The following is a 15,410-nucleotide window of genomic DNA, read 5'->3' as shown; positions in this document are numbered from 1 at the left end:
GTTTTAAGAATGATCAGCCTATCTGTCGCGGCTCTAAATAAAAGTCTGAATATCGCTGCTCAAACGTCGCTTTTTGCCCGTGATCTGGTGAAGATTCGAATATGAAAAATATATAAATACCACCTGCCGAAGGATAAATTCAGCGTCGCGGTATCGGATCGGCTGCCGCCACGGACGAACCGTCCACCGGGTGGCATTGTGACGCGCTACCCGGTTGCAGGTAGGGCGTCAGAATCGGCGCCATGCCCTTGAGCACCTGCACCGGCAACGCCGAGGTGAACTTGAACGCTTCGGCCGTGCGCCCGGGCACGAACGCGGTCATGGTGCCGAAGTGGGTATCGCCGATATAGAACACGAAGGTCGCGGTGCGGTTGATCGATTTCGAGCTCAGGATCCGCCCGCCGGAACCGATGGCTTCGATACGGTTATCGCCGGTGCCGGTCTTGCCGCCCATGGCCAACGGTTTGCCGTCGGGCGTGATGAAACTGCCGGAGACCCGTTTGGCCGTGCCGGCATCCACCACCTGCGACAAGGCCTCGCGCATGGCCGAGGCCACCTCGGATGGCATCACCCGTTTGCCGGCGTCCGGATTACTGATCAATCGGGTCTCATACGGGGTGTTCGCCGCGAAGTGCAGGCTGTCGATGCGCAATGTCGGCATCCGTACCCCGTCGTTGAGAATGGTGCCGATCAGCTCGGCCAACGCCGCCGGGCGATCGCCCGAGCTGCCGATAGCGGTGGCCAGCGATGGCACCAGGTGATCGAAGGGGTAGCCGACTTTCTGCCAGCGCTGGTGAATGTCGAGGAACGCCTCGATCTCCAGCATGGTGCGGATGCGACTGTCGCGGGCGCCCTTGTGCCGGCTTTTGAACAGCCAGCTGTAGACCTCCTGGCGTTCGAACTGGCTGGCTTTGACGATCTGGCTGAACTTGGCATCGGGGTTATTCAACAGGTAGCCGATCAGCCACAGATCCAGCGGGTGCACCTTGGCAATGAAGCCCTGGTCCGGCAGGTCATACGAGCCGGGTCCGTAACTCAGGTACAGCCGCTCAAGACGTTCGTCGGTGAGTTTTTCGGTGAGCTTGGCGCCTTTTAGGTGCGAACGCACGAAGCTGTTGAAGCTTTCCTGGTTGGCCTGGGGGAATAGATAACGATGCACGGCGGCCATGCGAATCGGGGTCGGGCGCATGCCGTCGAGGAACGTCTCGAGCCGTGCCCGGGTGTCCTTGTTCTTGTATTTCTTCCAGAACTTGAGCAGGAACGAGGTGCCTTCACGGTCGGCGAACGAGGCCAGGTATTCCTGACGCCGCGGGTCGCTATCGTCCTTGAGCAGTTCGGCACTGTTGTTGGGCCCTGAATACGTGGTGTAGCGCACCAGATCACGCATCAGCCGAATGAACGGCAGGTTGATCGACTCACGCAGGGCATCGCGCAGCGTCGGGAGGCGGCCGTTGTCTTCCTTGCGAAAGTTGACGAAGGTGTGCAGCCCGCCACCGGTGAAAAAAGCTTCCCCGGGGCTGGCGGAGTATTTGCGGTCCAGGGCGGCGCCCAGCATGGTCGACAGGTTGTGGTCTTTATTCTGGATCAGGTAGTCGACGGCCCAGCGGCTCAGGCGGTCCTGGTCCGGGACGTCGACTTTCTTCAGTTCCGGGACGGTCATCGTGGCATATTTATCGTGCAGCTCGGCGATGATCTGCAGGTAGGTGGTGAGCACACGCATTTTTGCCGTGGAACCCAATTCCAGTTTGCTGCCTTCGTTGATGTCGAACGGCTGGTCGGTGCTGTCGGTCTGCACTCGCACTCGTGAGCCGTCTGGCGTCAGTTCAAACAGGGTGAAGCTGTAGCGCACCTGCGCGGTGCTGGTGGGGGTCAACAGGCGTTCACCGATCAAGCCGATCTGTGCCGCGAAGGCCGGGTCGGCCAGGTGCTTGAGGTACTCGGTGGCTTGGGCTTGCAGATCGCCTTGCAAGGTACTGGTCGCCGAGAGATCGAGGCGATCGAGGTCGTACAGCGGACGATTGAGCAACCCGCCGAGACGACTGCGCGCCACGCTGATGCCCTTGTTGGTTTCAATCGGCTGGATAGTGGGCTGGGTCAGCCAATCCCGGTAGGTCACCTTGCTGGCCAATGCCGCTTTCGCAAGGGGCGCATCGATCACGCCATTCTGGGCCAGCAGGCGAATGTGGCTGTCGGTGAGGCTGGCCAATTCATCATGGCCCTTGGTCAGGTAATGGGAAGGACGGCGCTGGGCAATCATCAGTGACAGCATTTCACGCAGGGCCAGGCCTTTTTCCGCCATGGTTTTCGGATCTGTCGCCGTGCTGGTCAGCCGTTCGTTGGCCTCATTGAAGTCGGCGCCGTACCAGACGCGCAAACCTTCGGCCATGCCATGCACTTCACCGTGACCCGGCACGGCTGACAGGGGCACGCTGTTGAGGTAATCGCGAATCACCTTCTGCCGGGCCTCGAGGGTATCCGGCCCGGCCTGATAGGCGCGCACGCTGGCGGAAATCATCTGGCGAATTTTCTCCGCGCCCGAGACGGTCAAGCCATCGGGCGAGTGCCGGTATTTCTCAAGCTGGGTCGCCAGGGTACTGCCCCCCGCCGACTGGCCCGGCAGGTGCAGCAATTTAGCGACCTGGGACCACGCCGCCATGCCGAACCGAGGCCAATCCACGGCGGGGTTGGCCTGGGGTTGACGAGGGTCGAGCAGGAAGCGGTTTTCAATGAACAGCAGACTGCTGACCACCACTGGCGGGATCGCCTCGAAGCTTGAGTACAGTTGTTGCGGGTATTTGTACTGGTATAGCGGTGCCGCACGGCAATCGGTGATCGACAATCCAGCTTGGATTTTCTCTGGATAGGGCACGAAAAAGCCCTTGTCGCTGTAGTTCATCAGCGCCTCGGAAAAACGGGTTTGCGAGGCAATGACGTAGTCACGCTTGAGCAGCCGTGGCAGGAACTCGTCCAGGGAGCTGTAGCCCAAACGCAGATCGAAAGGCCCGGCGCCGGGGTAGTGAATGGCGTCGCTGGGTCCGGGTTGCATGTCATATTTCAGGGACGAGGCAAATTTGCTGACTTCCCGGGATTGAAACTTCGAGGTGCGCATTTCCTTGGCCGCAGCCAGCCCCACGACAATCGCGATAATCAGCAGCAACAACCAGAATGCCCCCCAGCCGTGCCGGGAACGGCCAGGTTTTTCAGGTAAAGGCGCTTCATCCACTCGTTCAGTCGAAACCACAGTTTTACTCGAATCGGTTTGCCATACAGCGCCCATAGTCGACTGATCCATTCCCGCAGATTGATCGGACTTGATTGAAGCTTAGACGGTGGATGGCGTTGGTGAAAAAATTGTGAACACCCAAATTTCGTGGATTCACTTTGTTTGTGGTCAGGAAGCCTGCTGTGGCAAGAGGGCTTTGTGGCAAGGGAGCTCGCCACAAGAACTTGCTCAATATTAGGTCTGAATAGCCTGAGGTGCGCTGAATAGAGCCATCGCCGCGTAAATACTGCCTGTATGGATCATGACGGTGCACCAATGCTGTGCAATGCTCCGCGCCGTTTGCGCAGCGAATAATCCTACACAAGCCAGGTAATGCCCCTCCGTAAACTGGACCTTTCCCGAGAGTTCTCGCTGAATGTTGTGGTTTATAGAGTGAAAAACCCTCTACGAAGCTTTTTATACTGCACGCCCCGCTGATCCTGGAGGTTTTGTCCTGCAGGACGGTTCTGCCCACGAAGTAGACCCGGTTTCAGGCAAGCAATGGCTTATCGGCCGGCGCTTCGACACTCGGTGGTCATATCCAATAACAAGACGAGGTTGTACCCCTATGCCAGTCGGCAATCACCTGCCCCACGGCGAGACCGCTCAGGGCGGCCCGCTTAAACGCGAACTCGGCGAACGGCATATTCGCTTGATGGCGCTCGGTGCCTGTATCGGCGTCGGCCTGTTCCTCGGTTCGGCCAAGGCCATCGAAATGGCCGGCCCGGCCATCATGCTGTCCTACATCATCGGCGGTCTGGCGATCCTGGTGATCATGCGCGCCCTCGGCGAGATGGCCGTGCATAACCCGGTCGCCGGCTCCTTCAGCCGTTATGCCCAAGACTACCTCGGCCCCCTGGCGGGCTTCCTCACCGGCTGGAACTACTGGTTCCTGTGGCTGGTGACCTGCGTCGCGGAAATCACCGCGGTGGCGGTGTACATGGGCGTCTGGTTCCCCGACGTGCCGCGCTGGATCTGGGCACTCGCGGCGTTGATCAGCATGGGCTCGATCAACCTGATCGCAGTAAAAGCCTTCGGTGAGTTCGAGTTCTGGTTCGCCCTGATCAAGATCGTCACCATCATTGCGATGGTGGTGGGCGGTATCGGCGTGATCGCGTTCGGCTTTGGCAACGACGGCGTGGCGCTGGGGATTTCCAATCTCTGGGCCCATGGCGGCTTCATGCCAAACGGCGTGCAAGGCGTGTTGATGTCCCTGCAAATGGTGATGTTCGCCTACCTCGGCGTCGAGATGATCGGCCTGACTGCCGGGGAAGCGAAGAACCCGCAGAAGACCATTCCCAACGCGATCGGCTCGGTGTTCTGGCGGATTCTGCTGTTCTACGTCGGTGCGTTGTTCGTGATCCTGTCGATCTACCCGTGGAACGAAATCGGCACCCAGGGCAGCCCGTTCGTGATGACCTTCGAGCGTCTGGGCATCAAGACCGCTGCTGGCATCATCAATTTCGTGGTGATCACTGCCGCACTCTCGTCCTGCAACGGCGGCATCTTCAGCACCGGGCGCATGCTCTACAGCCTGGCGCAGAACGGCCAGGCCCCAGCCGGTTTTGCCACGACCTCCAGCAATGGCGTGCCGCGCCGTGCGCTGCTGCTGTCGATCGGTGCCTTGTTGCTGGGCGTGCTGCTCAACTACCTGGTGCCGGAGAAAGTCTTCGTCTGGGTCACCGCGATTGCCACCTTCGGCGCGATCTGGACCTGGGTGATGATCCTGCTGGCCCAACTCAAGTTCCGCAAAGGCCTGAGCGCCAGCGAACGTGCGGGCCTGAAATACAAAATGTGGCTGTTCCCGATCAGCTCGTACCTGGCGCTGGCGTTCCTGGTGCTGGTGGTCGGGCTGATGGCCTACTTCCCGGACACCCGCGTGGCACTCTATGTCGGCCCGGCGTTCCTGGTACTGCTGACGGTATTGTTCTACGTGTTCAAGCTGCAACCGACCAATGTGTCGCAAGGAGCAGTGCGTTCGGCTTCATAAGTGAGTCGACACGCTTGAAATGCAAAAGCCCTGGTCAATGATCGGGGCTTTTGCGTTATGGAGGATCAAGAGACCACTGGTCTGAAAGACCATCAGGCTTGTGATTTCTGACAGTAGACAGGTTCAAAGCCTTATGACCTGAAGCGGGAGGGACAGCATGAGGCTCTTGTGGAAAGGATTTTCCAGTTACACCGTGGTCGGGGTCGCCAATACGCTGATCCACTGGCAAATCTTCTTCCTGCTGAGTGTGGCGGCCGACTTCAGTCAGGCCCTGAGCAACCTGGCAGCCTTCTGCGTTGCCGCCTCTTTCTCCTTTTACATGAACGCGCTGTATACCTTCGACGCCAAGGCCTCGTTCGGCGGTTATCTTCTATTCTTGGGAACCATGGGTGCCTTGAGCCTGGGCGTCGGCCATGCCGGTGACGTGTGGCGGTTTCATGGTCTGCTGACGGTGGCCCTGTTTTCGGCCTTGAGCCTGGTGTTGGGCTTTCTGTTCTCAAAATACGTGGTGTTTCGCGAGCGTGAGCAATGAAAATCTCGTTGATCGTTCCGGTATTCAATGAGGAACAGGCGATCGATCTGTTTTATCAAGCGGTGCGGCGTGAGTTGCAACTGGAACAGGTCGAGTTCGAGATCGTGTTTATCAACGATGGCAGTTCCGACCGCACGGTCGAGCAGATCAAGGCGCTGGCGCAAATCGATGAACAGGTATTGCTGATCAACTTCTCGCGTAATTTCGGCAAGGAGCCGGCGCTGTTCGCCGGCCTGGAATACGCCAGCGGCGATGCGGTGATTCCGATGGATGTAGACCTGCAGGATCCGATCAGCGTCGTCCCGCGGTTGATTGAACAATGGCAAAAAGGCGCCGATGTGGTGCTCGCCAAGCGCCGCGATCGCACCGCCGACGGAATGCTGAAACGCCTCAGTGCGGCGCTGTTCTATCACGTGCTCAACCGTATCGCTTACACCCGGATCGAAGAAAACGTCGGTGATTTCCGACTCATGGACCGCAAGGTGGTCGATGTGATTCGCGCACTGCCGGAACATCAGTTGTTCATGAAGGGCGTGCTGTCGTGGGCCGGGTTCACCACGGTGGTCGTGGAGTACGAGCGCGCCGGGCGAGTGGCGGGGAGCAGCAAGTTCAATGGCTGGAAACTGTGGAACCTGGCGCTGGAAGGCGTGACCTCCTTCAGCACGGTGCCGTTGCGATTGTGGACCTACATCGGTGGCGGGATTTCGATCTTCGCGGTGCTGTACGCGGTCTACATGGTGCTGGACAAGATTTTCTTCGGCAACAGCGTCCCCGGTTACCCGTCGTTGATGACCGCGATCCTGTTTCTCGGCGGCGTACAGCTGATCGGCATCGGCATTCTCGGCGAGTACGTGGGCCGCATCTACATCGAAGCCAAGCATCGGCCGCGCTATGTGGTCAAAGACATCGTCGGCGGCAAAGACCGGCTCGGGCTTTAGCATGGACCGGTTCAAGCGACTGGTCAGCGAAGAATTTGGAGGCCGTCAGGTCTGGCTGTTTTTTCTGCTCGCACTCCTGGTGTACGTCCTGCCGCTGATTCTCGCCGACTATCCGTATATCGACGACAACTGGCGTTCGCTCTCGGCCGGTATGGCCTGGACGGAGCAGGGGCGATTGTTTGCCGAGCTGTTCTACAACCTGCTGACGTTCGGCAACGGCGCGCCGAACATATTTCCGCTGCCGCTGTTGATTGCCACGCTGGCCATGGCCGCGGCGCTGACCCGCCTGACATTTCATTACTACCCGCAGCCGACGCTTGCCTGTTGCCTGGTGGTGTTGCCGCTGTGGTACAACCCCTTCTTCCTGCAAAACCTGTCCTATCAATACGACGGCCCCGCCATGACCTTGAGCCTGGTGGCGGTGATCTACGCGATCACCTTTCGTCACCCTTCGCGCATTCGGCAGTGGCTGGTGCCGTCCTTCCTGGTTGCCCTGGCGCTGGGGCTGTACCAGGTGAGCTTCAATGTGTTTCTCGGGTTGTGTTGCCTCGAGGCACTCAAAGGCGCCAATGACAGACTGGCCTGGCCGCAGTGGTGCGGTCTGCTCGGCTGGAAAATGGCTCAGGCGATCCTTGGCTGCCTGATTTACGCCGTCAGTGCTTATCCATTCACTCAACACACTCGTACGTCCTTGCTGAATTGGTCGGCGGAGCCGCTGCTGCAACTGCATATCAACATCGGCCGGGTACTGGAAAAAGTCGTGCTGCTGTTCCACGGCGGATGGACCTGGGTATCCGCCGGATTGTTGCTGTGTGCCGTGGCCGGCGCGATTCGGCTGGGGTTCAAGGTCGCGGCGCGTCAGGACAGCCCGGGGAAGAACCTGCTGATCGGCCTGATCTGTTTGCTGACAGTGCCGGTGGTGACGCTGCTGGTGTCGGGGATGGCGCTGTTTTTTCGCGATTTCAATGAAGGGGCCAGGACGCTGATGGGCTTCGCGGTTCTGTTGCTGTTGTTGTTCTATTTGAGCCACCTGGCATTGCGACACATCCACGAGCGGCTGCCGTTGCTGTTGGTGATTCCCCTATTGGCGATGCTGTCGTTGTCGTATGCCTACGGTCGGGTGCTGACGGTGCAGAAAGTCTTCGCTTCCAGTGCGGTATCCAGCATGGCGTACGACATTGCATCCCGTCGAGAACTGCGCGAGGCCAAGCGCATTTACCTGTCGGTGACCTATTCCGATCACTGGCTGGTGGGGGCTGCGGGCTCGTTCAAGCAGTTGCCGGTGTTGCACTACCTGCTGAACATCGACTTTTTGGTGCTGGCCGAAAGTCTGCCGACATTGGGCATCACCAACGTGGTGTCCGAGAGGGCGCGACGCAATGCAACCAGGGTGGGGTATCAGGGTTACCCACCGTTGCTGGAGAACCAGTACTACCGGATTTATCTGCTGGGCGCCTACGGTTTCATCGTCATGAAAGAGCCAGTCCCGCTCAAGGTGCTGCACTGGTGACCTGCAGGAGCGAGCCCCGGGACGGCTTTGAGCGGGATCTGCAAGGTGAACAGCGCGCCCTTGCCCGGGCCGTCACTATGAGCGCTGAGGTGGCCGTTCATCTCGATGGCGGCCAGGGCGCAGCTGTGCAGGCCGAAACCGTGGCCTTCCTTGCGGGTGGTAAATCCGTGGGCAAAGATCCGCGTCATGTTCTCTTCGGCGATGCCTTCACCATCGTCCTTGACGCTGACTTGCAGGATCGTGTCTTCGACTATTTTTACCCCGAGAGTCATTTGCCGCGGGCGATTGCCAAGATCTGACATGGCGTACCTGGCGTTGCTGATCAGGTTGATCAGGATCAGCAGCAGCCGGTGCTTGTCGCCCATGACCTGCGGCACCGCGCCGTACTCCTTGATCACTGTGACGTGATGTCGGGTCAGCGCGCCGAAGTTCATGCGCAGGGCATCTTCGAGCAATTCGCTGATGTGCAGCGGTTCCATCAGGCTGTTGGCACCGGCATAGGATTGCTGGGTGGTGACAATGTCCTTGATGTGGTCGACACTTTTGCTCAGTTGCGCCAGTTCCGCGGTCATGCCTTGTTGTTCCAGGGCAATCGCATCCACCAGTTGATTCAGATAGCCGGGCAGCAATTTGCCTTTCTCGTCCTGGGTGAGAAAGGTGCCGAGGTCGCCTGGGTGCTCGTTGATCAGCTGCATGGCCTTGCCCAGACCCTGGGACTTGCTGGCGCGCAGTTTGCGGGTGACCAGGTCGGCCGAAATGTTCACGCTGTTGAGTACGTTGCCGACGTTGTGCAACACGTTGGTGGCGATTTCGGCCATGCCGGCCTGGCGCGCGGTGTCGAGCAGTTCGCTCTGGGTGTCCTTGAGTTCGCGGGTGCGCTCTTCCACCCGCAATTCAAGCTCGTCGTTGGCGGTTTGCAGGGCTTTGTTGACGCGCTGGATCACCGTGAAACTGCGCATCAGGTGAATCGCCAGGTACACCAGCAACAGCACCAGCAGGACTGAAAACACCAGCATGTAGAAGTGATAGCGCTGGTTGACCGCGTCGGCCCGCTGCTGGTCCGTGTTCAGCAGGCTGGTAATGTCGTCCAGGCGTTCGGCCACGGGAGTGGCTTCGATGTTCTGAAGCAGCCGATTGACCACCGGTTGCTCGCGCAGGATCAGTGCAATGTGGTTGCTCAGAATATCGATCGGACTGTGGAACTGTTCAGGCAGACGCTCTTTATTGACCCCCAGTTTGCTCAGCCCGAGCAGGATGTCGGCAGCCTGGTCGTCGGAGGTGACCTGGGCGAACTCCAGGCTGCTGAGCAGCAAGTCGTACGTGTCGGTGGCGATGTTCTGCAGCTGTAGTTTGTCCCCGTCCTCCCACTGCGCCAGCTGTTCCTGAATGTCGTCCTCGGCAGTGGGCAGGAACGCCAGCGAGTTGCGCAGCACGGCGTTGTGCGACTTGAACTGCTCCACCAGACGGGTCTTTTCCTGGACGGTTTTCTGGTAGGCGTCATGGCTGGCGCGCCAGGCGGGCGAGTCGCCGCGGCCGTGGCTGGACGCCATCGTTTCGAACCGTTGCCACAGGTGAGTCATCTCGGTCAGCGGTGCGACCAGCGGGTCGTAGTTGTGGCTGATGGCAATCCTGGCCTTGAGGATCTCGGTTTCCCACTGGGCATTCAACTGTTTGATCCGCCCGATCAGGTCCCGGGATTCGGCGTAGGTCGTGGTCTGGTTCGAGTTGGATTTGAGGTACAGGAACAGCAGCGTCGAGGCCAGCATCACGGCGACGATGCCCAACAGCGCCAGGTTGCGGCGGTGAGATTTCCTCATAAAGATTTGCCTCCCCATTCACCGGTCACAGGGCTTCACCGACCCCAGATACCGGACGAAGGCCTCCGGCTCCACGGCGTTGCTGAAGTAGTAACCCTGGCCTTCCTCGCATTGATGAGCCTTGAGGAAGTCCAGCTGCTCGAGGGTTTCCACCCCTTCGGCAATGATGGTCAGCTTGAGGCTGCGGCCCAGGCTGATAATGGCGCTGACCAGCGCGGCATCGTTGCTGTCGCTGCTCAAGCCGCGAATGAACGACTGGTCGATTTTCAGCACGTCGACGGGAAAGCGCCGCAAGTAACTCAGGCTGGAATAACCGGTACCGAAGTCATCGATGGCCAATCGCACCCCCAATGCCTTGATCCGGTTCAGGGCCGTGACGGTGGCATCGATGTTTTGCATCAATACGCCTTCGGTGATTTCCAGCTCGAGCAAGGACGGCTCCAGACCGGTGTCCTTGAGTATCTGCTCGACGCCGTCGACAAAGTCCCGATGGCGGAAGTCGATGGCCGACACGTTCACCGACATGCAGAGCTTCGGCAGCCCGGCCGCCTGCCATGCGCAGGCTTGTCGACAAGCCTGGGCCAGCACCCATTTACTCAACGGGACGATCAAGCCGCTGTCTTCGGCCACGCCGATGAAATCCGACGGGTAGACGCAGCCATGCCCCGGTTTATGCCAGCGGATCAAGGCCTCGGCGCCGACCACCTGACCGCTGCCCAGGTCCAGTTTGGGTTGGTAATGCAGGACAAATTCGTTGCGTTCCAGCGCCAGGCGAATGCCGGTCTCGATGCTTTGCTCATCCCGGGCCCGCTGGTTCATGTCGTCGATGAAAAAACTGAAGTCGTCCGGGCCGCTGTCCTTGACGTTGCGCATCGCGGTTTCGGCTTTCTTGATCAGCGAGATGGCATCGAAGCCGTCGTCGGGATAAACGCTGATGCCCATGCTGGCGGTTACGCTCAGGTCGTGGCCGGCGATGTGCTGGGGCGCGCGGATGGCGTTGAGGAGTTTTTCGGCGATGCCCTTGGTCTGCTGGGGGTGGCGGATATCGGCGAGGATCACTACGAATTCGTCCGAACCGTAGCGAAACACCGAGTCGGACTCACGCACCGTGGCCACCAGATTGCGCCCGACCTGTTTGAGCATCTGGTCACCGACCGGGTGACCCAGGGCGTTGTTGATGCGCTTGAAGCGGTCGAGTCCCAGAAACATCACTGCCAGTTGTTTGTCATGGCGCCGGGACAGCGCCAGTGATTGGTTCAAGCGGTCACCCAGCAAGGTACTGTTGGGCAGCTCGGTCAGGACGTCGTACTGCAATAGATGCGACACCTTGAGCAGTTCGTGGACCCGGGCCTCGATGGTTTGCTCCAGGCTCAGGACTTTCATTGCCGCGTCCTGAGCCATCTGCCACTTCCAGGTCAGGGCACTGGCCATCTGCCGGATTTCCAGGCTGTCGAAAGGTTTTTTCAGCACCAGCAACTGATCGCCGAATTCCAGCCGCTCCGCCATGTCTTCCCAGCTGTAATCGGAATAGGCGGTGCACAGCGCAATTTGCAGGTGCGGGTCGGCCTGCCACAGCTGTTCGATGGTATCCAGGCCATCCCAGCCCGGTGGCATGCGCATGTCGATGAAGGCCATGGCATAAGGTCGACCTTCGGCCAGTGCGCACTGGACCCGTTCGAGGGCCTCCGAACCCTGGTAGGCCGAGTCGAGCTGGAACGTCAGTCGATCACGCGCCAGCGTGCCGAACAGGGCTTCTTCCGTGCCGGCCAGGGTCTGTTCATCTTCGCTTTGCGCGCCAAGGATCTTGCGAAAATCCTCATGAATCGAGGGCGTATCGTCGATGATCAGAATGCGCCGGTTAGTTCGCACGAAAGGAGTTTTCATCCCTTGTCCTCCGTGGAGCGTTGCGGGTTGTCCAGCATCGGCCCGATGTCGTGGTTCGCGGGCACGATACTGCCGGCCTTCAGCAGCTCGGCGGCCTGCTGGCTGCTGACGGCTTTGCTGAAATAATAACCCTGGGCGTTCATCGTCGAGCCGGTGGCCATCAGCGAACTGCGCTGCTCTTGGGTTTCGACGCCCTCGGCAATGATGCCGATCCCTACCTCCCGGGCGAAGTTGATGATGGCGCGCAAGGTGTTCGCGCTGGCCGGGTCGCGGGCAGCGGTGTCGATGAAGGCCTGGGCGAGTTTCAGGTGATTGACCTGGTAGGTCTTGAGGTAGTCGAAAGAGGAGTATGCGGTGCCGAAGTCGTCGATGGCGATCTTCACCCCCAGCTCACGCAGGCGTGGCAACACATCGTTGTGGGTCCATTTGGTCTGGGCCAGCGTCGCTTCGGTGACGTCGAAGCGCAGGTCCCAGGGGCACAGTTCCCAGCGCGCGGTGGTGCGCAGCACGTCATAGATCAGTTCGGGACCGCTCTTGAGCTGGGCCAGGGACAGCTTGATTGCAATAACCGGCGGTGCCATGCCTTCGTCGCGCCACTGGCGCATTTGCCGGCACGCACGATCCAGCACCCAGTGGCCGAGGGCGACGATGGTGCCGGTCTTTTCCGCTGCGGGCAGAAACGCCGAAGCTTCCAGCAGCCCGCGCTCGGGGTGGTTCCAGCTGACCTGCGTTTCCATGCCGAGGATCCTGCCGCTGCTCAGGTCCACTTCCGGCCAGTAATGCAGTTCAAGTTCCTCGTGTTCGATGGCCTCTCTCAAGTCGCTGGCGATGGCCATGCGTTCGACCACCTCCTGATTGATCTCCTCGGAGTGGAAGTGGTACTGGTTGCGCCCCTTTTCCTTGGAACGATACAGCGCCATGTCGGCCTGGGTCAGCAGGCCGTCGGCACTGGTGCTGGCCGGGCTGTAACTGCTGATGCCGATACTGACCGAGACCCGCACATCATTGCCGGCCAGGGAGTAGGGCAACACCAGCGCATCCCGGACCTTGGCGGCCAGCCCTGCGGATTGAGTCGGGTCACTGGCGTCCAGTTGCAAGATCGCGAACTCGTCACCGCCGAGGCGTGCGACCACATCGTTTTCCCGAACGCAGGCCTTGATCCGGCGGGCCACCTCTTGCAGCAACAGGTCGCCCACCGGGTGACCCAGGGTGTCGTTGATGCGTTTGAAGTGATCCAGGTCCAGGTAAAACATGGCAAAGGTGGCCGCGCCCCGTCGCGCGGCAGCGAACGCCTGGTGCAGCCGCTCGATCAGCGTCGCGCGGTTGGCCAGCCCGGTCAGCCCGTCGGTGCGGGCCAGCAGGGCGATTTTCTCCTCGGCCAGTTTGCGCTCGGTGATGTCGATGATGATGCCTTCGACTTCCAGCAAGCGGCCTTCCTTGTCGCGCACCGGAATGTAGCGGTTTTCCACCCAGCGCCAGGCGCCGTTGCCGGTGCGCATCCTGAACTCGATGGAAGCGCCCGCCGCATGGCGGTCGAGCACCCGGGCCATGGCGGTGTCGACCTTCGATTGATCGTCGGGATGGATCAGTTCCCGGGCCCAGTTGGCCGAGGCCACAAGGGCCGCGGCAATGTGTCCGTATTGGGTGATGTTGTGGGAGATGTACATCAGCGGAAACGACGGCTCGCCGCGCAACCGATACAGAATGGTCGGGCTGTTCTGCACGATGATATTGGCATCGGACAGCTCCCGGGTGCGTTCCTCGACGGCCTGCTCCAGCAGTGACATCTTCAATGCCGCGTCTTCGCTCATCTGCCATTTGGCGGTCAACGCGCTCGCCATTTGGCGGATTTCGATGGCATCGAAGGGTTTTTTCAGAATCAGCAAGCGATCGCCCAGCTCCAGGCGCTCGTCGATGTCGTCCCAGGAATAGTCGGAATAGGCGGTGCAGAGTGCCACTTGCAGCTTGGGATCGACCTGCCACAGCCGTTCGATGGTCTCAAGCCCGTCCCAGCCCGGTGGCATGCGCATGTCGATGAAGGCCATTGCATAGGGCAGGTCGTTGGCCAGTGCCGTCTCGACCTTGTCCAGGGCCTCGAGGCCCTGAAACGCCGAATCGAGCAGGAAACTTTGCGGTGAAATCGCCGCAGAGGAGCCGAACAGGGCATTTTCGGCGCTGACCAGGCTGTCGTCATCGAACGAGGGCGGGCTGAGGATCTTGGCGAAGTCGGCATGAATCGAGGCAGTATCGTCGACGATCAGAATCCGCCGGTTGGTCCGCGCCAGCAGCGTATTCATCGACATGTGCCGGGACCGGCGGCTTTATGATGGGGTGTGCTCATTGGGGGCATCCTTTCCCTGATCACCTGGCCGAACGTACAGATTATGGATCCGAGTCAGCTGAGCATAGACCCCTGTCCAGAGATACGCGCTACTGAATGAACCGAATCATTTCCGGATCAGAAGAGCTGGACCTGGTCATCGACCCGGCGCAGGCCACCTACCTGGGGCAGTTTTCTGCGCCGGCCGCCAATGAGCCGGGTTTTGTCGTCCAGGCCGAGCTCTTTCAGCTGACTATCGACTCAGGCGTATCCCCGGCAGCGGAGATCGAAGAGGTGCGCTGGATCGATCCCGTCACCGACGGCAATCTCACGCTGGCGCCATTGACACGAGACCTCATCCTGCCGTTTTATCGAGGCTCGCTGACCGCGATCGCCTGATCATTCATGCCAAGGACCCGTCATGATTCCTCTTCAAGATTTGCTGATCTTCGCCGCCGCCGCGTTGCTGATGGTGCTGACGCCGGGGCCGAACATGATCTACCTGATCTCCCGTTCGATCTGCCAGGGGCGCAAGGCCGGCGTGACGTCGTTGCTCGGCGTGGTCGCGGGATTCTTCGTGCACCTGTTTGCGGCGGCTGCCGGTTTGACCGCGGTGTTCCTCGCGGTGCCGATGGCCTATGAAGTGCTGAAGTGGGCCGGGGCGCTGTACCTGATGTGGCTGGCCTGGCAGGCGGTCAAACCGGGAGCGCGTTCACCCTTCGAGGCGCAGCGATTGCCGCCGGACTCGTCGCGCAAACTGATCACCATGGGCTTTCTGACCAGCGCCCTGAATCCGAAGATCGCCGTGTTTTACCTGTCGGTGTTTCCGCAGTTCATCACGCCTGAGCATGGCTCGGTGTTTACCCAGAGCATCCTCCTCGGCCTGACCCAGATCAGCGTCAGCTTCAGCGTCAACCTGCTCATCGCCCTGTTCGCGGCGGGCATTGCATCGTGGTTCGTCAACAACCCGGGCTGGCTGGCAATGCAGCGTTATTTCATGGGGTGCGTGCTGTCGGCGCTGGCAGTGCGGCTGATGCTTGAACAACGCCGTACGGCTTGAACATCTGGATCGAGCGGCTGGATGCCAGTCATGCCCAGGGGCACTGCCTGTAGGAGCGAGCGGTGCGGCGATCCGACTTGCCCGCGAAAGGGTCGAT

The 15,410-nt window shown here is 60.1% G+C and carries 9 protein-coding genes and 1 pseudogene; 6 read left to right on the top strand and 4 right to left on the bottom strand.

Annotated features, from left to right (window positions below; genetic code table 11):
- Positions 1–139: 139 nt before the first annotated feature.
- Positions 140–3,277: a transglycosylase domain-containing protein gene (locus F8N80_RS19935; protein WP_150784543.1), complete on the bottom strand. Its 3,138-nt coding sequence runs from the start codon at positions 3,275–3,277 to the stop codon at positions 140–142.
- A gap of 553 nt (positions 3,278–3,830) precedes the next feature.
- Here F8N80_RS19935 and F8N80_RS19930 point away from each other — a divergent pair.
- From F8N80_RS19930 to F8N80_RS19915, 4 genes are all read left to right on the top strand, one after another.
- Entirely contained in the window at positions 3,831–5,252 is a 1,422-nt protein-coding gene (locus F8N80_RS19930; protein WP_150745041.1) for an amino acid permease, read from the top strand.
- A 157-nt stretch (positions 5,253–5,409) separates the two neighbouring features.
- Positions 5,410–5,784, top strand: coding sequence for a GtrA family protein (locus F8N80_RS19925; RefSeq protein WP_150745042.1), 375 nt, complete (start codon positions 5,410–5,412; stop codon positions 5,782–5,784).
- Positions 5,781–6,722 (top strand): glycosyltransferase family 2 protein, encoded by a 942-nt coding sequence (locus F8N80_RS19920; protein ID WP_150784542.1) that lies wholly within the window; start codon positions 5,781–5,783, stop codon positions 6,720–6,722. The genes F8N80_RS19925 and F8N80_RS19920 overlap by 4 nt, the downstream gene beginning before the upstream one ends.
- A gap of 1 nt (position 6,723) precedes the next feature.
- Positions 6,724–8,232 (top strand): glucosyltransferase domain-containing protein, encoded by a 1,509-nt coding sequence (locus tag F8N80_RS19915; protein WP_150784541.1) that lies wholly within the window; start codon positions 6,724–6,726, stop codon positions 8,230–8,232.
- Here the strand turns inward: F8N80_RS19915 and F8N80_RS19910 are convergent.
- Genes F8N80_RS19910 through F8N80_RS19900 form a run of 3 tightly spaced genes read right to left on the bottom strand, consistent with a single transcriptional unit; the run spans position 8,178 to position 14,236 of the window.
- Positions 8,178–10,049, bottom strand: a complete 1,872-nt coding sequence (locus F8N80_RS19910) for a DAHL domain-containing protein (protein ID WP_150784540.1) — start codon at positions 10,047–10,049, stop codon at positions 8,178–8,180. The two genes, F8N80_RS19915 and F8N80_RS19910, sit on opposite strands and share 55 nt — an antisense overlap.
- Before the next feature lie 18 nt (positions 10,050–10,067).
- Positions 10,068–11,933 (bottom strand): putative bifunctional diguanylate cyclase/phosphodiesterase, encoded by a 1,866-nt coding sequence (locus F8N80_RS19905; protein ID WP_150745046.1) that lies wholly within the window; start codon positions 11,931–11,933, stop codon positions 10,068–10,070.
- A complete protein-coding gene (locus tag F8N80_RS19900) occupies positions 11,930–14,236 on the bottom strand; it encodes a putative bifunctional diguanylate cyclase/phosphodiesterase (RefSeq protein ID WP_150745047.1) in 2,307 nt (768 codons plus the stop codon). The genes F8N80_RS19905 and F8N80_RS19900 overlap by 4 nt, the downstream gene beginning before the upstream one ends.
- A 158-nt stretch (positions 14,237–14,394) precedes the next feature.
- Between F8N80_RS19900 and F8N80_RS19895 the strand changes: the two are divergent.
- Together F8N80_RS19895 and F8N80_RS19890 are read left to right on the top strand one after the other, a co-directional pair.
- Positions 14,395–14,652, top strand: a pseudogene (locus tag F8N80_RS19895) (NUDIX hydrolase); the annotation flags it as partial.
- Between the two features lie 22 nt (positions 14,653–14,674).
- A complete protein-coding gene (locus tag F8N80_RS19890; protein WP_150784539.1) occupies positions 14,675–15,313 on the top strand; it encodes a LysE family translocator in 639 nt (212 codons plus the stop codon).
- Positions 15,314–15,410 lie beyond the last annotated feature (97 nt).

Source organism: Pseudomonas fluorescens (assembly GCF_902497995.1).
Taxonomy (GTDB): Bacteria; Pseudomonadota; Gammaproteobacteria; order Pseudomonadales; family Pseudomonadaceae; genus Aquipseudomonas; species Aquipseudomonas fluorescens_BK.
This window is presented reverse-complemented; position numbering and strand designations above follow the sequence as displayed.